Genomic DNA, 20,074 nt, shown 5'->3' with positions numbered 1-20,074 from the left:
TGACGCCCCGGACCAGTGCAAATCCGTTTCCCGGGGCCTCGGGGCGCGGCGCCGCAGGCCCCGGTGGGCCCCGTGCCGCGCCCCATGCGCGCCGCTCTACGCCGTCAACTCCTGGTGCAGCGCCTCGCGCAGCCGGGCGGCCCGCTCCGCCACCTCCGCCGGGCCCAGCTCGACCGCCCGAGCGCACCAACGCTGCCCCTCGGTGAGCTCACCGCGGCGGGCGGCGAGCAGAGCGAGGCGCAGTGCGGCCCGGCCATGGCCGTCGTTGGCCGCGCGGCTCCACCAGAGCGCGGCCTCGCGCTCGCTGCCCTCGCGGGCGAGGAGCAGCCCGAGGTTGAAGGCACCGTTGCGGCTGCCCGACTCGGCCGCCTCGCGGTACCAGCGCGCGGCGTTCTCCAGATCGCCGCGGGCCGCCGCGAGCATGCCGACGCGTACCTGGGCGCGGCGGTGCCCCTGCTCGGCGGCCCTCTCGTACCAGGCCTCGCACTCGGTCTTGTCCGGCGTCGGCTCGCCGAGCGCGGGCGGTCCCGGCGGCGGCTGACGCGCGTCCAGCACCCCGGCCAGCCGGAAGGCTGCCTCGGCGCTGCCGCCGCCCGCGGCGCAGCGCAGATGGCGTTCGGCCTCCTGCTCCTCGCCGTGGTGCAGCAGCGCCATGCCGACCTGGAGGGCGGCCTCGGTGTGCCCGGCGGCCGCGGCACGCTCGTACCAGCTCAGGGCCGCCCGGTCCTCGTCGCGCCCGGCGTGCAGGATGCCGAGGTTGAAGGCGGCGTCGACGCTGCCCGCCTCGGCGGCCTTGGAGAACCAGGGCTCCGCGCCGGTCGCGTCGCCCGCCTGGAGCAGCAGGACGGCCAGCGCGTTGGCGGCCTCGCGGTGACCGGCGTACGCGGCGCGGCGGTACCACTGCTCGGCCTGCGGCGTACGGTCCTGGGCGGTGCAGAGCAGCCCCAGGTTGTACGCACCGTTGACGTCGCCCGCGTCCATGGCGGCGCGGTACCAGCGCTCGGCGGTCTGCGGCTCCCCGCGCGCGGCGTGCAGGGCGCCCAGGGCGTTGGCGGCGTTGCCGTCGCCCTCCTGGGCGGCGCGCAGCCACCACACGGCCGCGCTCTCCTCGTCGCCCGCGTCGCGCAGCAGAAAGCCGAGCGCGCAGGCGGCCCGGGCCTCGCCGGCCTTGGCGGAGGTGAGGTACCAGCGGCCGGCCTCCTTCAGCTCGCCGCGCTGCTCGAGGATGGCGCCGAGGTGCAGGGCGGCTCGGCGGTGACCGCGCGCGGCTGCCTGCCGGTACCACTGCTCGGCCTCTCCGACGCGCCCGGCGTCAGGGCCCGCCACGGGCCCGTCGTCCTTGCGCCCGCTCGCGCGGCGCGCGACCGGTGCGCCGGTCCCGGCTCCTGCGCCGTCGGCGGCGTCCCCGGCCGCGGGCAGGCCCGCTCCCCTTCCGGCGTCCGCGCCCGGGCGGCCGAAAGCGTCGTGCGGGTCGTCGGCGGCCTTGCGCTCCAGGATGCGCGCCAGGCGGTACGCGGCTTCCCGGTGCCCCTGCTCGGCGGCAGCCCGCAGCCAGCGCTCGGCGCCGACATCGCTGCGGTGTTCCAGCAGGTCGGCGAGGGCGTACGCGCCCAGCGCATGGCCCTGCTCGGCGGACTGGCGCAGCCAGTACTCGGCGCCGGGCTCGTCGCCGCGCTCGCGGTAGTGGCGGCCCAGCGCGTGCGCCGCGGCGGCGGAACCGGCGACGGCCGCGATGCGCCACCAGCCGGCCGCCTCGTCGGCGTAGCCGCGCTGGTGAAGGAGGACGCCCAGGTTGTTGGCCGCGGCCCGGTCGCCGTCGGCGGTGGCTGCGCGCAGGTAGGGTTCGGCGCCGCTCAGATCGCCCCGGCGCAGCAGCAGCGCGCCGAGGACGCTCATCGACGCGGGGTCTCCGGCATCGGCGGCGCGCCGGTACCGCGCCTCGCTCTCGGCGCTCTCGGTGCTCTCTGCGGTGCCGCCGTCAGTCGTGGCATCGATCCCGGCGCCGGCGCTCGCGGAGGACTCAGCGCCCCCCTCGATCCCGGCGTTCTCTACGGCCTGGGCGGCCGCGGCATCGCTTTCAACATCTGCGGCAAAAGCCGCATCTGCTACGTTCCCCATCCGATGGACGCGCCGCTGCACAAACCGCCCTGTCTCCAACAGAGTTGCCCTGTCCCCCATAAATACCATCGTCGCACCACCTGTAACCCGCGTACACCTGGTATATCGCGGCCAGTGAGGTCACTTCAGCGTTTTGTCGACATGCCCACAGAGAGATAAGTCAAACACGTCCGGGCCCAACTCGTGCCCTGCGAACCGCACTTCAGGCCCTCCGCATAAGAAAGTCTCCGGGACACGACGAAGGCCCGGATCCTCGAAAGGATCCGGGCCTTGGTCTTTCAGTAGCGGGGACAGGATTTGAACCTGCGACCTCTGGGTTATGAGCCCAGCGAGCTACCGAGCTGCTCCACCCCGCGTCGTTGTGTTCAAACCGTACCACGACGCGGGGGTGGCGCTTTACCGGCTCCTACCGGCTCCTACCAGCCGCAACCGTCCCTGCCGGCTGCCGCGACCCGTCACTCAGCTGCCCTTCTCCGTCTTGGGCTGGGCCGCCGCCGCACGCTCCAGGGCGTCCTGCAGATCCGCCTGGGCCTTGCCGTAGGCGGTCCAGTCCTGCTTCTTCAGGGCCGCCTCGCCTTCCGCATAGGCCTTCTGCGCATCCGCGATCGCCTGCTTCAGCGCCGCGTCACCGGTGGCCGGTGGCCTCGTGGTGTCGCCCGGCGGCCGGGTGGTCTCCGCCGGCGGCTCCGTGGTGCCGGAGTCCGCCACCCCGAAGACCGAGTTGAGCGCCTCGCCGAGGCTGTTCTCGAAGACGGTCTTCGATCCGTACGAGGCGGCGACCTTGCGCAGCAGCGGGTAGTTCTGCGTGCCACCACGCGTGTACACCGGCTCGATGTAGAGGAATCCCCCGTCGAGCGGCACGGTCAGCAGATTGCCGTACTCGATGTCGGAGTCGGTGCCCTTGAGGTTCCTCACGAACTCGGCGACATCGTCGTTGCCGTTGAGCTCGCTCTGCACCTGGCCCGGGCCCTTCACCGTGGTGGTGACTCTCAACAGCCTTATCGTGCCGTAGTCCTTGCTGGCCGCATCCGCGTCCACCGCCATGAACGCCCCGAGGTCGGGCCGCCCCTTCGGGGTGAACGTGGTGGTCAGCGAGAACTTCTGGGCCGTCTGGTCCGGCATCTTTATGCTCAGGTAGTACGGCGGAACGGCACCGGACTCCTTGTTGGTCGGGTCGTCCGGGACCTGCCACGCGTCACTGCCGCTGTAGAACTGCGCGGGGTTGGTGACGTGGTAGCGGGTGAGCAGCTCGCGCTGCACCTTGAACAGGTCCTGCGGGTACCGCAGGTGGTCCATCAGATCCTGCGGGATGTCGGCCCTCGGCTCCACCGTTCCCGGGAATGCCTTGCGCCAGGTCTTGAGGACCGGGTCCTCGGTGTCCCACTCGTACAGCTTGACCTTGCCGTCGTACGCGTCGACGGTGGCCTTCACCGAGTTGCGGATGTAGTTGACCTGGTTCTGCTGGGCGACGACCGCACGCTGGTTGGTGGTCAGCGAGTCGGCCGTGGTGTCACCGAGCGTCGTACGCGAGGCGTACGGGTACCCGTTGGTGGTGGTGTAGGCGTCGACGACCCACTGGATGCGGTGGTTCACCACGGCCGGATAGGCGTCGCCGTCGATGGTCAGCCACGGGGCGACCGCCTCGACGCGCTCCTTGGGCGTGCGGTTGTAGAGAATCCGCGAGCCCTCGCCGATGGCCCCCGAGTAGAGGATCTGCGGCTCGCTGAACGACACCGCGTACGCGGCACGGTTGAAGGCGTTGGAGAGGCTGACCCCGCTGTTGCCCTGGTAGCTGGTGGTCCGCTCGCCGTCCTCCTCGTAGTCGAGCTCCTTCTGGGGCCCGCCGACGATGGAGTACTGCTCCGTCTTCTCGCCGTAGTAGATCTGCTGCTGGTACGAGCCGAGCTCGCCGGTGGTCGGCAGACCGGATTCGGTGAAGTCCGGGGAGCCCTTCGGGTTCTTGCCCGTCGTGGTGCCCCGGGCGGCGATGGCGCCGTAGCCGTGCGTGTACGTGAAGTGGTCGTTGATCCAGTTGCGCTTGGGGATGCCGTCCAGGTTGAGCTCGCGCAGACCGATGATCGTGTCCTGGTCCTTGCCGGCGGCGTCCTTGTAGCGGTCGACGTCCAGCGTCTTGGGGAACTGGTAGTAGTTCCTCTTCTGCTGGAGCTGCTGGAAGGCCGGGGAGACGACGTTGGGGTCCATCACCCGGTAGCTCGCTGCTTCGTCCGCGGAGGCACGCAGCTTCGCGTCGTCCGTCGTGGTGCTCTTGCCCGTGTAGTCGTCCACCTGCGCGTCATCGATGTCGTACGCGTCACGCGTCGCGTCGATGTTCTTGCGGATGAACGGGGCCTCCTTGGCCTGCTCGTTCGGCTGGACCTGGAACTTCTGCACGATCGCCGGGTACAGCCCGCCGATCAGAATCGCCGAGAGCACCATCAGGCCGAAGCCGATCATCGGAAGCTGCCAGGTGCGGCGCCACAGCGTCGCGAAGAACAGCACGGCGCAGATCGCGGCGATGCAGAACAGGATCGTCTTCGCCGGCAGGTATGCGTTGGCGTCGACGTACCTCAGGCCCGTCCAGTTGTCCGTCGCCTTGAAATCGCTGGACTTCACCGCGAGGCCGTACCGGTCGAGCCAGTACGCAACGGCCTTCAGCGAGACGAAGACACCGAGCAGCACCGACAGATGGCCGGTGGCCGCGCCGGTCGCCCGCGCGCCGGGGCTGGTGATGCGGAGTCCGCCGTACAGGTAGTGGGTCAGCGCGGCGGCGATCAGCGCGAGCACCGTGGCCGCGAAGCCGAAGCCGAGCAGGAAGCGGTACCACGGCAGGTTGAAGGCGTAGAAGGACACATCCAGGTGGAACTGGGGGTCCTTCTGCCCGAACGGCACACCGTTCACATACATCAGCCAGGTACGCCACTGGCCCGACGCGGACGCTCCGGCGATCAGTCCGACGAGCGCGGTGATCGCGAGCAGCACCCACTTCTTGTACGGGGCGAGGCTCATCCGGTAGCGGTCCAGGCTCTGCTGCTCCAGCGACATCGCGCTCAGCGGCGGCCTGAGCCGGTGCGCGAGCCAGATGTTCACACCGACGGCGATCGCCATCAGCAGTCCGAAGACGAGGAACAGCCCGATCTTGGTCCACAGGGTGGTGGTGAAGACGGACGAATACGCAACCGACCGGTACCAGAGCCAGTCCGTCCAGAACCCGGCGAACATGACGAACGCCATGGCGAGGACCGCCAGGACGCCCAGTGTCATGAGCAGGGTACGGGCGCGCCGGGACGGGCGGCCGACTCTGATCCGTGGCCCGGTCGGGCCTCCGCCGCGGTCCGGCATCTGGAAAGCCAACGTGCGCACCTCGAAGTTCGCGGTCGTGTGGAGCGGGCCCCGCGATCGTAGAGCCCACCTATGCAACTTACTGAGGCTTTACCTAGTTCCCGAACCCGGGGCGGAAGGAGGCAGGATATTGAGCATGCCCAACGTTTCCTCTTCAGGCCCTCCGATGGCCGCGAGCCCCCTCACCGTCGCCGTGCTCGAGATCGACGAGTACGCCGCCGGCCTCGGCTGGGACCAGCCGGCCCGGCTCTTCGCACTCGTCGACACCGCCAAGCTGCGCGTCCAGGAGCCCGGCCTCGCCGCCCAGCTCGGTCTCGACAGCCCCGATTCGAAGGCCGCCACACTCACCCCCATCGAGCAGGAGGAGCTTCCCCCCGGAAAGGCGCTGGACGAGTTCCTCGCCACGATCGCCTGGCCCGACGCGGTGGCCGGCTGCGCCATGACGGTGGAGCGCCTGATGCTGCCGCCGTCCGCCGAGTCCTCCGTACCGGAGGGGCTCAGTGACGCCCAGCTGACCAAGTGGGTCGCCAAGCACCCCGACCGGCAGGAGGTGCGGATGACCGTGGCCGTCCTGCGGGACGGTGCCCGGGAGTCGGCCGTACGGCTCCGGGAGAAGGACTCACCGACCGAGGTGCTGACCGGCGCCGGCCTGGTGCCGGGGCTCGCCGAGGCGCTGGCCGCCACATTCGAGTCCTGACCGGATCGAACCGCACCGCCCGTTCCGCCCGCCGGGGCGGCGCGGTCAGCCTGCCGAGCAGCTCGGCAGGTCGGCCGTGTCGCCCGTGCGGATCTTCTCCAGCGACTGCTTCGCGTCGTCGATCGTCTTCACCTTCACCAGCGTGAGCCCGCTGGGGGTGTCGGACGCGGCGGCCTTGCAGTTGTCGGTCGGCGTCAGGAAGTACCTGGCGCCCGCGTTGCGCGCGCCGACCAGCTTCATGTTGATGCCGCCGATCGGGCCGACCGTGCCCTGGTCGTCGATGGTGCCGGTGCCCGCGACGAACTTGCCGCCGGTCAGCTGCCCGGGTGTCAGCTTGTCGACGATGCCCAGGGAGAACATCAGGCCCGCGCTCGGGCCGCCCACATCGGCGAGCTTGATGTCGATCCGGAACGGGAACGTGTGGTCCGTCCCGGCCTGGATTCCGACGATCGCCCGGTTCTGCTCGGGCGCCTTCTTCGTCGTGATGGTGATCTTCCGGCTGCCCTCGGGCTCCTTGCCGGCCTTCTCGGCCGCGGCCGCCGTCTTCGCGGGGATCACCGTGAAGGTGACGTTCTGCCCGGGCTTGCGCTGGGTGACGAGCTTGGCGACGTCCTCGGGCTGCTTGACCGTCGTACTGTCGACCGCCTTGATCACGTCACCGGCATGCAGCTTCCCCTGCGCGGGGCTGTCCTTGATCACCGTGGAGACCACGACCCGCGAGGTGACCGGGATGCCCAGCTCGTTCAGGGCGGCGACCTTGGCGCTCTCCTGGGACTGGCTGAACTCCTCGGCGTTCTCCTGCGTCGACTGCTCCTCGGTCTTGCCGTTCGGGTACAGCGTGTCGTGCGGCACGACCACGCTGTCGTGGGCCAGCCAGCCGTAGACGGCCTCGACGAGGTTCATGGTGTAGTCGGCGCCCGTGACTCTGACCGTCGTCATGTTGAGGTTGCCGGACGTCTTGTACGTCGGGTGCCCGGAGATCTGCAGGACCGGTTCGCCGTCGACCTTGCCGAGGGTGTTCACGGTCGGCCCGGGCGACATCTCCGAATACGGCACGGTGATCATCACGCCTGCGCAGAGGAGCGCGATGAGGATCAGCGTGGAGGCGAGCATCGTCGCGGTGCGGCGTGGCATGGAACGACAGTACGGGAAGGGTCTGTCAGTGCACCGCCGGGGCCGGTCCGTACGGGGCGGAGGGCCGGGCGTCGTGTTGTGCCGCGTGGCGGGGCAGTCGGCGCCGGGATCCGGATCGGCGACTGCGGATGTTTCGGTGCTGCGTCATGCGGCGTCGGAACCGGAATCCGATCGTTCCATCGCTTCGCGGAACCGGGCATATCCGGCAAGTTCGGTGACATCACCGGCTGTGCGATTGCGCGCGGCCCACGTTGCCCATATCGCAGCGCCGAAAGCAGCAAAAAGCGGAATCAAGAGCCAGGCGAGTGCTGCCATCACGACCTCCCTACCCCATGAGCGACCGCAACTGACCGATCAGCAGATTAACCATCTGCAGAAACAACGCTCATGGCAGGGGTGCGGTTACGCAAATCGGGGCGGATGACGGCCGGACGGGTTTGCGCTCAGCAGGCGCCGACCCACTCCTCCGTGCCGTCGGAAAACCGCTGGTGCTTCCAGATCGGGACCTCGTGCTTGAGGTCGTCGATGAGCTTGCGGCACGCCTCGAAGGCCTCCGCGCGGTGCGGGCACGAAACGGCGACGACCACGGCCGTGTCGCCCACCTCCAGTTCACCCACTCGGTGGACCGCGGCGAGCGCCCGGACCGGGTAGTCGGCGACGACCTTCTCGGCCACCCGGCGCAACTCGTCCTGCGCCGACGGATGGCAGGAGTAGCCCAGCGCACCGACGTCCTGGCCGCCGTCGTGATTGCGGACCGTGCCGACGAAAAGCGCCGTGCCGCCCGCGGCGTCGTCCCCGACGGCGCGGAAGATCTCGTCGACGGACAGCGGTGTGTCCCGGATCTCCAGCAGCCGGATCGGGTCCTGCGCCGCCTGCTCGCCGGGGTGGTCGTGGGTGGGTGCCATGGCGTCCATGGTGCCGTACCGCGCCGACATCACGGAATAGCGCCTTTCACCGGCGGGCTGCCGACCGCCTTGGAGCCTTCTACAGCCCCTGGCGCCGCCCGGACCTGTCTCAGATGCGGCGGCGGGCCTTGCGGGCGCGGCGGACCAGGGCAGCGGTGCCGAGCAGCGCGACGGTCGCACCGGCGGCGCCGGCGGCGGTGGCGTCCTTGCGGCCGAGCCTGCGTCCGGCGACGGTGTGGCGGCCCTCGACCTCTTCGAGGAGCGCGGCGAGCACTTCCTCATTGGTCCACCCGGGACGCCAGCCCGCATCGTGCAGCCGGCTCACGCTGACCACCCAGGGGTGCATCGTGTAGGCGAGGTCTCCGGCCGGGGACGGGGTGAGGCCGATCCGGTGCAGCCGGGCGGCGGCGCCCAGGGCGACCGCGGAGGGCAGTTCCATCCGGCGCACACCACTGAGCTCCTCGACCTCGTCCTGCTCCAGCCAGCCGTCGCAGCCGACCGCGAACTCTCCGTCGATCTTCTCCAGGGCGGCGTACTCCAGGGCCGTCACCAGGTCGTCGACATGGCAGAACTGCCAGGTGGGGCGCGATCCGGCGACCACCAGGAGGCGCGGGGACTCGAAGTAGCGGGTGAGCGCCGTGTCCGTACCGCCGACCAGGACGGTGGGGCGGACCACGGTGACGTTGAGGCCGGGGTGGGCACGGGGCGCGCGGCGCCCCAGCCGCTCGATCTCCAGGAGGTCGCCGACGCCGGTGGCCTCCGCGGTGGCACGCAGCTCGGCGTCCTCGGAGAGAGGGATGTCGTTGTCGGGAAGTGCCCCGTAGACCATCGCCGAGGTGCAGAGCACGACGCGGTGGACCCCGACGGCCGCGGCGGCGGTCAGCACGGTCTGGGTGCCGCGGACGTTGTACGCGGTGCGGGCGGCGGGGTCCGTCTCCAGGTCGAGATCGAGTGCCAGATGGACGACCACGTCTGCGCCGCGCAGCTTCTCGGCGATGGCGGGGTCACGTACGTCGAGGATGTGCCAGGTCGCCCCGGAGACCTCGCCCCGCCGCTCGTCGATGGCGATGACCTGCTTGATCTCCTCGGAAGCCGCCAGGCGCGCGGTGAGCAGCTCACCGACGCCGGTCGCGGCGCCGGTGACCGCGACGACGGGACCGCGGTTCTTGGAGCGGTTCTTCGAGGGCGTGCTCTCGGGCGAAGGGTCGGCCAGGTTTCGCGCTGCGCGAACCTGAGGATCTGGGGAACTCACCGGGCGTCTCCAGCGGTTGTCTTCAGTACGTACCCGAATGACGCGTACGTACCAGGTGGCGTCCATCCTGCCGCAGGCCGGGACCCGGCGGAGCACTGAGGCCCCGAGCGGACCAGGTGTCTACGCTGGATGGTGATGTCGGGCAGTCGCCGTCGGTTCGAGCCGGCGGCCCTACGAGCCGAGGAAACCCGTGAGTGACACCCCATTCGGATTCGGCCTTCCGCCGGAGGAGCCGGAGAACGGCGACGAGGGCAAGAAGAAGGACCCCACCGGAGGTGGGCAGGGTTCGGGCGGGCCGGCGAACCCGTTCGGCTTCGGGCCAGGCGCGGGCGGGGACAATCCGTTCGCGGCGATGTTCGGCACGATGAACCCCAACGACCTGGGAGCCGCCTTCCAGCAGCTCGGCCAGATGCTGAGCTACGAGGGCGGTCCCGTGAACTGGGACATGGCCAAGCAGATCGCCCGCCAGACGGTCGCCCAGGGCACCCCGGACGGCACGAAGGACGCGAGCGTGGGTTCTTCGGAGCGGTCCGCGGTCGACGAAGCACTGCGGCTGGCCGATCTCTGGCTGGACGGCGTGACGTCCCTGCCCTCCGGTTCCGTCTCGACCGTGGCGTGGAGCCGCGCCGAGTGGGTCGAGGCGTCCCTCCCCGCCTGGCAGAAGCTGGTCGACCCGGTGGCCGAGCGTGTCGGCCTGGCCATGGGCGACGTGCTTCCCGAGGAGATGCAGGCGATGGCGGGCCCGCTGATCGGCATGATGCGGTCGATGGGCGGCGCCATGTTCGGCCAGCAGATCGGTCAGGCCGTGGGCGTGCTGGCGGGCGAGGTCGTCGGCTCGACCGATATCGGGCTGCCGCTGGGCCCGGCCGGCAAGGCCGCGCTCCTTCCGCTGAACGTCGAGAGGTTCGGCAAGGACCTGAGCGTGCCGCAGGACGAGGTGCGGCTGTACCTGGCCCTGCGTGAGGCCGCCCACCAGCGGCTCTTCGCCCATGTGCCGTGGCTGCGCTCGCACCTGTTCGGCGCGGTCGAGGGGTATGCGCGCGGCATCAAGGTCGACACCAGCAAGCTGGAGGACGTGGTCGGCCAGTTCGACCCGTCGCAGCCCGAGCAGCTGCAGGACGCCCTTCAGCAGGGCATGTTCCAGCCGGAGGACACACCGGAGCAGAAGGCCGCTCTGGCCAGGCTGGAGACGGCCCTCGCGCTGGTCGAGGGCTGGGTCGACGCCGTGGTCCACGAGGCCGCGAAGTCCCGGCTGACCTCGGCGGACGCACTGCGCGAGACGATGCGCAGGCGGCGCGCCTCGGGCGGTCCGGCCGAGCAGACGTTTGCCACGCTGATCGGCCTCCAGCTGCGGCCGCGGCGGTTGCGGGACGCCTCGCGGCTGTGGGCGTCGCTCACGGACGCGCGCGGCCTGGACGGGCGCGACGCGCTCTGGGCGCACCCGGACATGCTGCCGACGGCCGCCGACCTGGACGACCCGGACGGGTTCGTGCACCACGAGCAGCTGGACTTCTCCGAGCTGGACAAAATGCTCGGCGAGGCGGCGAAGGGGTCCCAGACGCCCACGGACGAGCAGAGCGACGCCGGCGACAAGAGCGACGGCACCGGCAAGGACGACACCGACGGCAAGGGCGAGTCCGACCAGTGAGCTTGTACGACGACGCACTCCTCGTACTGAAGCGGTACGAGGACCCGGACACGGACCAGGAGCAGCTGCGCCGGGTCTATCTCGACCATCTGGCGCGGCACCCGGACGGCATGTGGAAGGCCTGCGAGGCGGGCCATCTGACGGCCAGCGCGCTGGTCGTCGATCCGGAACGCGGCCGGGTTCTGCTGACGCTGCACCGGAAGCTGCAGATGTGGCTGCAGATGGGCGGTCACTGCGAGCCGGACGACGCCACGCTGGCTGCCGCCGCGCTGCGCGAGGCCACCGAGGAGTCCGGCATCAGCGGTCTGACGCTGCTGTCGGGCGGTCCGGTGGCACTGGACCGGCATCCCATCCCGGCGCCCTGTCACTGGCATCTGGATGTGCAGTACGCGGCGCTGGCACCCCACGGTGCCACGGCGCAGATCAGTGACGAGTCGCTGGACCTGCGCTGGTTCACGTACGACGAAGTGGCCGAGGTGGCCGATGCCTCAGTCGTACGCCTGGTGGCACGTACGCGCGCGGCGCTGGACGGCGGCCGGTAGCGGCGACGGACCTCAACGGGGTGAGGGGCGCCCTCCCAGGAGGGCGCCCCTCACCCGTTTCCGTGGCGCGTGTGCGTGCGGTGCGGCTCAGTTCCAGGCGTTGTTCTGGTTCTGGCCGTGCGCTCCCTGCGCGCCCATGCCGTACTGGGCGCGCGCCCCCTGACCGATCTGGGCGTTCTGCGGCGGCAGCACCTCGCTCGGCTGGACCAGGGCGAAGCCCTGTCCGAGGAAGCTGAGCTCCCAGCCCTCGCCGGTGTTGCCACGCCGCCGCCAGACCCCGGAGGAGTGCGTCTGGGCCTGCATCTGCACCCGCAGCGAGCTGGACCAGGCGACGATCGCATCGGCGTCGACGTTGACGTACTTGTCGGGCGTCACCTGCATCATCAGCGGCTGGCCCGAGGTCATCAGGGCGACCTTGCCGGTGCCGGAGATGTTGAGCTGGTACTTGCCGGTGCCCGAGATGCCGTACTGGCTGTCCACGGCGATGACCTCGGCGTGCAGCGACGAGTCGAGCGCCAGGACGTAGGCGCTGTCCACCGTCATGCCGTCGTGGTCCACGTCCACGACGTGGACGTACTGCGCCAGATTGGCGAGGTAGACGGTGCCCTGCCCCGAGCAGCGCATCAGGTCGAGGCCCTCACCGGTCCTCGCACGGGCGCGGCGCTGCCCCTGCGACTGGTACTCACCGTCGAACTCCATCAGCCCCTGGTAGGCGACCATCGCGCCCTTGCGGGCGAGGACGTCGTCACGGCCGGTCAGCGACACCCGCAGGAGCTGCGGGTTCTGCATGGTGTACCGGTCCTGGGACTGCTGTTCCGTGTGGTTGAAAAGCGGACTCTGCATGGTGTGTACTCGCTCCCCCTCAGTTCCGGACCCGCAGGCGGTCCGTACTGTCCTCACTCGGCTGGACGACGACGATGCCCTGGCCGGAGAACGCCATCTGGTACGCCTCGCCGCTTCCGCGCCCGATGAGCGAGGAGGCCTTGAAGCTGCGCTTGCCCTTCACCTTGAGGTTCGGGGACCACGCCACGAGGGCGTCCGGGTCGACGTAGGTCTCGTCCTCGCCGCGTCCGCAGTCGACGACGATCGGCGTGCCGCGCGAGGTGATGGCCACCCAGCCGGTACCGGAGATGCAGACGTTCCACAGGCCCTGGCCGGCGAACTTGGCCAGCCCCTTGACCCGCTCCACACCCCAGGTGAGGTGGCCGTCGAAGGCCAGGACGTTGGTGCCGTTGACCGAGAGGGAGTCGTTGTTGAGATTGATGACGACCACATCGGCGCCGTAGTCCGCGAGGTACAGCAGTCCGTCACCGGAGCACTTCATCAGGGGCGCACCCTCGCCGGTGATCCACTGGGAGGCGATCTGGCGGACGGCGGGCGGGTTGGGTTCGTACTGGATGAATCCCTCGTACGACACCATCGAGCCGGTGCGTGCGTAGAGGTCCTGGCCGGTGGCCATGGCGACCTTGAGCATCGAGTGCCCGTGGTTCTCCATACGGGCCGTGACGGGGGTCGGGGCGAAGCCCGCGAGTTGCTGATTCATGACGGGCTCCCTCAGACCTCGTAGGGCTGGACGACGATGAAGTTGCCGGGCGCTCCCCGGAACTGGAGGTTCACGGTCTCTCCGCTGTGCCCGGGATACGCGTTGCGGCGCAGCCGGACCTGGCTGGAGATGATCACCTGGGACGCCGACGACCAGGCCACGACGGCGTTGCAGTCGGCGAACGTGGTCGGCGTGACCGGCAGCACGACGGGAACGCCGTGCGTCTTGACGACGACCGTGCCGGTGCCCTGGAACTGCATGGTGAACAGGGCGCCACCGGGGATACCGTGCCCCTCGATCCGGCGGACCTCGTACTGCAGCGACTCGTCGAAGGCGAGGACGCTCTCCGCCGAGACGCAGATGCCGTCCCCCTGGAGCTCGATGGGGTGCAGATGGGCGGCGTCCTCGGCGAGGAAGACCTGCCCCCGGCCGGTGCACCGCATCAGCTGCATTTCCTGACCAGTGGCGTTTCCGACCACGCGGCCGGCGAAACCGGCACCCTTGTAGCCGAAGTCGACCTTGCCCTGGTACATCACCATGGAGCCCTGGCGGGCGAGCACGGGGGTGCCGCCCATGGTGAGGTCGACCCGCATGAGCTGCTGGTTCTGCGGGGTCCAACGCTGGCCGGTGGCCGTCTCCTTGTACGGCTGGAGCGCGGCCTGCAGACCTGCACCGGACTGCGGCACTCCCTGCGGCACGCCCTGGGGTATACCGGGAGGCTGCTGCCCGAACGGGGCGGGAGCCTGCTGGCCGTACGGGGCGGCGGGCACCGGCTGGCCGGGGACCTGTCCGAACTGCGGCTGCTGCGGCGGCTGGCCCGGCTGCCCGTACGGAGCCGGGGCAGGCGCGGGCGGCGGAACGGTGCCGCCCTGCGGCGTCATCGGAGCCGCGATGGTCGGCGCCGCATGCATCTGCTGCTGCGGCGCAGGAGCCTGGCCGGCCGGGGCCCCGAAGGACGGTGCAGGCTGCGGAACTTGGGGGGCGGCCGGAGCCCCGAAGGACGGGGCCGGCGCCGGGGCGGCAGGCTGCGCGGGCGGGGCGAACGACGGGGCGGCCGCCTGCGGCTGCGGCGCTGCGGGCGCCTCCTCGGCGACCTCACCGCCGAAGTTCTTCAGCAGCGCATCGAGGCCGCCGTCGAAGCCCTGACCGACGGCAGCGAACCGCCAGACGTCCTTCAGGTAGAAGTCGCCCAGCATCACCGCACGCTCGGTGGTGAACTCCGAACCGGTGAAGGCGTACCTGACGACTTCCTCGCCACCCGCGACGATCCGGATGTACCCCGGGCCGACCTGGGACATCTGCCCCGCGCCGTCGACCGTCGCCGTGAAGGAGAGCTTGTGGATGTTCGCCGGAATGCGGTCCAGCGTGACGCGGAACGACTCGGTGTCACCGGCCTGGGCACCGAGGAGCTGAATGGACTCCTCGGGCGATTTCGGCTGGTTGAAGAAGATGAAATACCGGTCGTCGGAGAGCTGCTCATTGGCATCGAGGCCGAAGCAGCTGATGTCAAAGGTCAGCCCCGGGCCGGCGATCTGCACACCTACGTACAGGTCCGTCCCCGGCGTGAGATCACTGATCTTGGCCTTGTGGCCGCGTTGGAATTCCCTGGCCATGCGTAACGACCGTCCCCCATCCCGAATATGAATGCGTCGCGCCAGGCTAGCCGCAAAATCCGACATTGGGCCAAGTCGGTACACACCCGGTACAGAACCACCGCGCGTCACTCACTGCGGGCGGCCGGCAGATGCGGCAGCCGGTCGGCCGCCACCACCCCTTCGAGGTAGCCGCGGGCCCGCTCGGTCCGCGGATACGCCTCCAGCAGCCGCCAGAACCGCGGACCGTGACCAGGAACCAGCAGATGCGCCAGCTCATGCACGAGCACGTAGTCGACGACGTACTCCGGCATGCCCTGCAACCGGTGCGACAGGCGGATACTGCCCTCCGCCGGAGTGCACGAACCCCATCGGGTGTTCTGATTGGTCACCCAGCGGACGGACGCCGGTCTGGCCCGGCCGCCGAAATACTGGGCGGACAACCGCTCGGCCCGCTCCGCGAGTTCGCTGTCACCGAGGATCCGCTTGCTCTCCTGGGCGGCCAGTTTGTCGAGCATCACGCTCACCCAGCGCCGCTCCTCCGCGTCCGACATCCGTGCGGGGATCAGCACGATGGTTCGGTCGCCCTCCCGGTACGCGGATACCGTTCTGCTGCGCCGGGTGCTCCTGCGGACCTCGACCGCGCTCGTCGCCGAGACGCGGGGCGGATGGCTGGCCGCGCTGCGCTGATGATCTCCGGCGCTGCGCGCGGGGGTCTCCCCGGCGAAGCCGGGTGACGGGTCGGCGGGCACGGCACGACGTTACCCGGTACCGGCAGGGGAAGTCCCGCCCCTGGGCTGTTGATGCTTGATCCACTCCACGGCATGCACCATTTGAACGACTAAATGCCCCGCCTGTGGACAACTTTCTGCACGTTTCGAGGCCGGCCTGCATTCTGGCAACGGATCACGCGGAGCTCCGCACGAAGGACACCGACCGGGGGAAACCATGCATCCGATGTTGAAGCCCGCGCTGCGGCGCGCCTGGCGCGGCAGGAACACCGTGCAATTCGGCGTGACACGCGCTCACGCGGTGAAGCTCGGCCCGGTGGACATCGCCACGGGCAGTTTCCTGGAACTTCTCGACGGAACGCGCGGACTGCCGCTGCTGCGCGAAGAGGCACGAGCACTGGATCTGCCGGGTCCTCAGGTGGACACACTGGTGCGGCGCTTGGCGGACGCAGGGCTGATCGACGATGTGCGGGCCGGCGGCCCGGAGGCCGACGCCCTGCGGAACCGGACCGACGTCCTGGAGCGGCAGCGCCCCGACCTCGCGTCGCTCTCGGTCGTCCATCCCGAACCGGGCGGCGGGCTGCGCCGGCTGGCGGCCCGCCGCTCGATGCGGGTCCAGGTGCGAGGCGCGGGCCGGGTCGGTGCCGCCATCGCCGCGTTGCTGTCCGGGTCCGGAGTGGGCCGGGTCGAGGTTCTGGACGGCGGGCTCGCCGAGCCCTCGGACGTCGCACCCGGCGGACTCCCGGCGACCGCGGTCGGAGAGCGCAGGGACACCGCAGCCCGGCAGTTGGTGCGTCGATCGGCCGTCGGACCTGCGCCGCGGGCGACGGAAACCGCGGGCACCGCGGCGGCCGGCACCCGGGGAAGTGGCGTCCCGGTCCTCGGTGATGCGGCGAACGGCGGGCCCGGCCTGTCACTGGTCGTCGTCGCACCCCGGGACGGTCTCGCGGTGTACGCCCCCGACCCGCGCGCCGCCGAAAGCTGGATCGCCTCCGGCATTCCTCATCTCTATGCCGGGGTGATCGAAGCCACCGGCGTGGTCGGCCCCTTGGTTCTCCCCGGGGGTACGGCCTGCGCAGGATGCCTGGAGCTGGCCCGCGCGGACCGTGATCCGCAGTGGCCGCGGATGCTGGCACAGTGGCGGTCCGGTCGGCGCAACGCGGTGCAGGCGTGCGATCTGGGGCTCGCCACGGCAGTGGCGGGCTTGGCGGCAGCCCATGCACTGGCTTTTCTGGACGGCGAACTGCCCGCCACCACCGGGGCCCGGTGGGAGGCCGCTCTGCCGCTGCTGGACTGGCGGTCGGAGCAGATCGGGGCTCACCTGGGCTGTTTCTGCGGGGCGGGTGGGCACACTGTGGGGGAGCGCACCTCAGTGCTCGACGCGGCGCACGACACAATGGCCGGGTAATCGCCGCACGCGGCACAGCAGTCTGGGATTTGGAGGGGCGCATGTCTGATCTTCCCCGGAAAGCGGTCACCCGCACCGCGAAGCTGGCTGCGCTGCCACTCGGCTTTGCCGGCCGTGCCACGTGGGGCCTGGGCAAGCGGATCGGCGGCAGGTCCGCGGAGATAGTCGCCCGTGAGCTCCAACAGCGCACGGCGGACCAGCTGTTCAAAACCCTGGGAGAGCTGAAGGGCGGTGCCATGAAGCTCGGCCAGGCCCTGTCCGTCTTCGAGTCGGCGCTGCCCGAGGAGGTCGCCGGTCCCTATCGGGCGGCGCTCACCAAGCTGCAGGAAGCCGCACCTCCTATGCCGACCCGCACGGTCCATACGGTGCTGGAGGAGCGGCTCGGCGAGGACTGGCGGCAGCTGTTCCTCGAATTCGAGGACAAGCCCTCGGCCGCCGCCTCGATCGGGCAGGTGCACCGGGCGGTCTGGCACGACGGTCGCGACGTCGCGGTGAAGGTGCAGTACCCGGGCGCCGGGGAGGCCCTGCTCTCGGATCTGACCCAACTCAGCCGTTTCGCCCGGCTGCTCGGGCCGCTGATCCCCGGGATGGACATCAAACCGCTCATCACGGAGCTGCGTGACCGGGTGTCGGAGGAGCTGGACTACGAGCTGGAGGCACGGTCGCAGCGGGCGCACGCCGAGGAGTTCGCAGGCGATCGCGATGTGGTGATCCCCGATGTGGTGCACCAGTCCGATCAGGTGCTGGTGACGGAGTGGATCGAGGGGGTTCCGCTCTCCGAGGTGATCACGGAGGGCACACAGGAGCAGCGGGACCGGGCGGGCCAGCTGCTGGCGCGTTTCCTGTTCTCCGGCCCGGCGCGTACGGGCCTGCTGCACGCGGACCCGCATCCGGGCAACTTCCGGCTGCTCCCCGCGGACAAGGAGGACGGCGACGCCGGGCAGTGGCGGCTCGGGGTGCTGGACTTCGGCACGGTGGACCGGCTGCCGGGCGGTCTGCCGCAGCCCATCGGGGACTCGCTGCGGCTGACACTGGAAGGTGACGCGGAAGCGGTGTACGCGCTGCTGCGCGAGGAGGGATTCGTCAAGGAGTCGATCGCCCTCGACCCGGAGGCGGTACTCGACTATCTGCTGCCGATCATCGAACCGGCGCAGGTGGAGGAGTTCACCTTCACCCGGAGCTGGATGCGCACTCAAGCGGCCCGGATAGCGGATCTCCGCTCCCCCGCCCATCAGCTGGGCAAGCAGCTGAATCTGCCACCCGCCTATCTGCTTATACACCGGGTGACGCTGAGCACGATCGGGGTGCTGTGCCAGCTGGGTGCGAAAGTGAGACTGCGGGACGAACTGGCCGCCTGGGTGCCGGGGTTCATGCCGATCGAAGAGGCGCCGGTCGAGGAGGCGCCGGTCGAGGGGCTTCCCGGGCAGGAGCAGTTGGTGGGCGACGCGGCGACCGAGGTATAGGCGCGGGTCCGGGCCCGGCCGGGCCCGTCACCACCAGACCGAGTCGAGGCGGCCCTCGATCGCCCGGATATGGAGCCGGGCGCAGTCGTCGCAGAAGTACTGGCGTCTGCCGTTCTCCACGGAGCAGACCCAGGTCGGCGGCGCGTAGTCGCTGTCGGCGGCGGCGCCGCACCGGGAACACACCACGGCACCGACGCCCGGCTGTGCGGGGTGATGAGTCTCCTCGTCCACCACGTGACGATAACTCCGTCCCCACCGCACGGCACGGCACCACACAGCACGACCGCGGGGCCGGCCCCGTTCGGACCGGCCCCGCGGAAGGGGTACTGACTTGCCGTCGGGCAGAGCGGTGCCCGGCAGCGGGTGCTGCGCTGGTGGAGCCTGACTAGAGCATGACCGCCATGGCCAGCGCACGGCGGGCGCGCATCGAAGCGCGCTCCGCACGGCGCTGCATCCGCCGGGCCGAGACCAGGCGTACGGCCCGGCGTTCGACGTCGGCTTCCCTCAGGCGGTCGTGCATATGCGCACGAGCCAGGGCTTCTGGGATGAGTTGCATTTCGCGGGTCCTGTTCTGACGCGAGTCGTTCGCGCCGATGGTCGTGGCGTTCGGTGTTGCGGAGCCGATGGGCTCATGTGTGGGGACGGACATTGGTGCCTGATTCCGGGGGTCGTGGGTTCGGGGACGGTCGATGGTTCCGATGCGCTTCATGGGTTTGGGGGCCGTGACCCCCAGGCCGGCGGTCACGCCGCGACCGGGTTCTTGCGCGGACGGCCACGCGGCCGCTTGCGAGCGACGACGACGCCCTGGATGAAGAGCTCGCCACCCCAGACACCCCACGGCTCGCGGCGCTCCTTGGCGCCGGCGAGGCAGGCCTCGACGAGCGGACAGGTGCGGCAGAGGGACTTGGCGTACTCGACATCGGCCGGCGACTCGGCGAAGAAGACCTCCGGGTCGTAGGAGCGGCAGGGGACGGGCACGCCGAGGTTCTCGATGGCGTCGTCGAGCGCGGTGAGCGCAGTGAGGGGGATCAAGGTGGAGTCCTCCGTGAGGCCGGGCGGGGGGATCGTTTCGGAAGGCGGTACGGACGGGGCGTGCGCTTCGAGTTGCACGGTGGTGGTGTCCTCGTCTGGTCGTTCCGGCCGGTCGGCCGGGTGGCTGCTGGTACCGGGTACTGCTTGTCCCGAGGCGCCTTCTCGCTGTGTCGTCCGTTGGGACAAAACAAAAGGGCCGCGGATCCCGAGTGGGGTTCCGCGGCCCTGAAGGCGCCGGCCTGATGGTCCATCAGGCTGGATCGCTCCAGGGTTCAGGCCCACGGAAGGCCCACATCGTGTGGTGGTGCGTCGTCTGCTGCTCGGCTCCGGCTCCGGCTCCGGCACCGACCGCCGCAAAGGCATAGGCCGCCTTGGCCTGTCCCTTCGCTACTGCTGCCGTCGGTGCCTGGGTCGGTCGCTCATTGCGCTCCCGCACGGGAAGGCTCGCCAGGGACAGCGGGCTGACGGCGGAAATGCCGGACAGACCGGTGCCAAGCAGCGAAGATTCCGAAGAGCAGGCGAGGCCGAGCGAGCAGGCGGAGACGACCGAGAGATCGGTCATTTTGTTGGTCTTGATGATGCTGATCACGACAATCGCCTCCTCTCGGCGTCTCGGTGGACCGGCCGTGCCGGTCCTGCGTATTCGGATAAGTACAGCACGGGGTCAGGG

The 20,074-nt window shown here is 70.2% G+C and carries 19 protein-coding genes and 1 tRNA gene; 5 read left to right on the top strand and 15 right to left on the bottom strand.

The window, feature by feature from the left end; all coding sequences use genetic code 11:
- Positions 1-96: 96 nt before the first annotated feature.
- From LRD69_RS22040 to LRD69_RS22030, 3 genes are all read right to left on the bottom strand, one after another.
- On the bottom strand, positions 97-2,187 hold the full coding sequence (locus LRD69_RS22040) for a sel1 repeat family protein (RefSeq protein WP_277328272.1): 2,091 nt from the start codon (positions 2,185-2,187) through the stop codon (positions 97-99).
- A 213-nt stretch (positions 2,188-2,400) separates the two neighbouring features.
- Positions 2,401-2,474, bottom strand: a tRNA-Met gene (locus LRD69_RS22035).
- Between the two features lie 103 nt (positions 2,475-2,577).
- Positions 2,578-5,457 (bottom strand): UPF0182 family protein, encoded by a 2,880-nt coding sequence (locus tag LRD69_RS22030; RefSeq protein ID WP_277329835.1) that lies wholly within the window; start codon positions 5,455-5,457, stop codon positions 2,578-2,580.
- 136 nt (positions 5,458-5,593) lie between these two features.
- Here LRD69_RS22030 and LRD69_RS22025 point away from each other — a divergent pair, with 136 nt between their 5' ends.
- The gene (locus tag LRD69_RS22025) at positions 5,594-6,154 is read left to right on the top strand and encodes a PPA1309 family protein (RefSeq protein WP_277328271.1); all 561 of its coding nucleotides are present in this window, start codon (positions 5,594-5,596) and stop codon (positions 6,152-6,154) included.
- A gap of 45 nt (positions 6,155-6,199) precedes the next feature.
- On the opposite strand, the gene LRD69_RS22020 is transcribed toward LRD69_RS22025, so the two are convergent.
- The 4 genes from LRD69_RS22020 to LRD69_RS22005 form a co-directional block, all read right to left on the bottom strand.
- Positions 6,200-7,288 carry a PDZ domain-containing protein gene (locus LRD69_RS22020; protein ID WP_277328270.1) on the bottom strand — a complete coding sequence of 363 codons (1,089 nt, stop codon included), beginning with the start codon at positions 7,286-7,288 and terminating at the stop codon, positions 6,200-6,202.
- 144 nt (positions 7,289-7,432) lie between these two features.
- The gene (locus LRD69_RS22015) at positions 7,433-7,603 is read right to left on the bottom strand and encodes a hypothetical protein (protein ID WP_277328269.1); all 171 of its coding nucleotides are present in this window, start codon (positions 7,601-7,603) and stop codon (positions 7,433-7,435) included.
- 128 nt (positions 7,604-7,731) lie between these two features.
- Positions 7,732-8,193: a molybdenum cofactor biosynthesis protein MoaE gene (locus LRD69_RS22010; protein WP_277328268.1), complete on the bottom strand. Its 462-nt coding sequence runs from the start codon at positions 8,191-8,193 to the stop codon at positions 7,732-7,734.
- A 109-nt stretch (positions 8,194-8,302) separates the two neighbouring features.
- On the bottom strand, positions 8,303-9,445 hold the full coding sequence (locus LRD69_RS22005; protein ID WP_277328267.1) for an SDR family oxidoreductase: 1,143 nt from the start codon (positions 9,443-9,445) through the stop codon (positions 8,303-8,305).
- A 190-nt stretch (positions 9,446-9,635) separates the two neighbouring features.
- Between LRD69_RS22005 and LRD69_RS22000 the strand changes: the two genes are divergently transcribed.
- Positions 9,636-11,093 (top strand): zinc-dependent metalloprotease, encoded by a 1,458-nt coding sequence (locus LRD69_RS22000; RefSeq protein ID WP_277328266.1) that lies wholly within the window; start codon positions 9,636-9,638, stop codon positions 11,091-11,093.
- Entirely contained in the window at positions 11,090-11,635 is a 546-nt protein-coding gene (locus LRD69_RS21995; protein WP_277328265.1) for an NUDIX hydrolase, read from the top strand. The genes LRD69_RS22000 and LRD69_RS21995 overlap by 4 nt, the downstream gene beginning before the upstream one ends.
- 87 nt (positions 11,636-11,722) lie before the next feature.
- Here the strand turns inward: LRD69_RS21995 and LRD69_RS21990 are convergent, their stop codons facing one another.
- The 4 genes from LRD69_RS21990 to LRD69_RS21975 form a co-directional block, all read right to left on the bottom strand.
- Entirely contained in the window at positions 11,723-12,478 is a 756-nt protein-coding gene (locus LRD69_RS21990; RefSeq protein ID WP_277328264.1) for an AIM24 family protein, read from the bottom strand.
- Positions 12,479-12,497: 19 nt separating this feature from the next.
- Positions 12,498-13,178 carry an AIM24 family protein gene (locus LRD69_RS21985; protein ID WP_277328263.1) on the bottom strand — a complete coding sequence of 227 codons (681 nt, stop codon included), beginning with the start codon at positions 13,176-13,178 and terminating at the stop codon, positions 12,498-12,500.
- Positions 13,179-13,189: 11 nt separating this feature from the next.
- Positions 13,190-14,791 carry a TerD family protein gene (locus LRD69_RS21980; protein ID WP_277328262.1) on the bottom strand — a complete coding sequence of 534 codons (1,602 nt, stop codon included), beginning with the start codon at positions 14,789-14,791 and terminating at the stop codon, positions 13,190-13,192.
- A gap of 107 nt (positions 14,792-14,898) precedes the next feature.
- Positions 14,899-15,522, bottom strand: coding sequence for a M48 family metallopeptidase (locus LRD69_RS21975; RefSeq protein ID WP_277328261.1), 624 nt, complete (start codon positions 15,520-15,522; stop codon positions 14,899-14,901).
- Positions 15,523-15,718: 196 nt separating this feature from the next.
- Here LRD69_RS21975 and LRD69_RS21970 point away from each other — a divergent pair, with 196 nt between their 5' ends.
- Both LRD69_RS21970 and LRD69_RS21965 read left to right on the top strand, forming a co-directional pair.
- Positions 15,719-16,909: a ThiF family adenylyltransferase gene (locus LRD69_RS21970; protein ID WP_277328260.1), complete on the top strand. Its 1,191-nt coding sequence runs from the start codon at positions 15,719-15,721 to the stop codon at positions 16,907-16,909.
- 41 nt (positions 16,910-16,950) lie between these two features.
- Positions 16,951-18,372, top strand: a complete 1,422-nt coding sequence (locus LRD69_RS21965; RefSeq protein WP_277328259.1) for an AarF/ABC1/UbiB kinase family protein — start codon at positions 16,951-16,953, stop codon at positions 18,370-18,372.
- A gap of 27 nt (positions 18,373-18,399) precedes the next feature.
- On the opposite strand, the gene LRD69_RS21960 is transcribed toward LRD69_RS21965, so the two are convergent.
- The 4 genes from LRD69_RS21960 to LRD69_RS21945 all read right to left on the bottom strand — a co-directional run bounded on the left by LRD69_RS21960 (position 18,400) and on the right by LRD69_RS21945 (position 19,993).
- A complete protein-coding gene (locus LRD69_RS21960) occupies positions 18,400-18,603 on the bottom strand; it encodes a hypothetical protein (protein WP_277328258.1) in 204 nt (67 codons plus the stop codon).
- A 154-nt stretch (positions 18,604-18,757) separates the two neighbouring features.
- A complete protein-coding gene (locus LRD69_RS21955) occupies positions 18,758-19,081 on the bottom strand; it encodes a hypothetical protein (protein WP_277328257.1) in 324 nt (107 codons plus the stop codon).
- Between the two features lie 32 nt (positions 19,082-19,113).
- Complete coding sequence (locus LRD69_RS21950; protein WP_030915514.1) at positions 19,114-19,482, bottom strand: WhiB family transcriptional regulator; 369 nt, start codon at positions 19,480-19,482, stop codon at positions 19,114-19,116.
- 172 nt (positions 19,483-19,654) lie between these two features.
- Positions 19,655-19,993, bottom strand: coding sequence for a hypothetical protein (locus tag LRD69_RS21945; protein WP_277328256.1), 339 nt, complete (start codon positions 19,991-19,993; stop codon positions 19,655-19,657).
- Between the last annotated feature and the right edge of the window lie 81 nt (positions 19,994-20,074).

It is taken from the genome of Streptomyces sp. JH14, from assembly GCF_029428675.1.
Lineage (GTDB): Bacteria > Actinomycetota > Actinomycetes > Streptomycetales > Streptomycetaceae > Streptomyces.
Note: the sequence above shows the minus strand (reverse complement) of the source record. Positions and strands in the feature narration are given on the sequence as shown.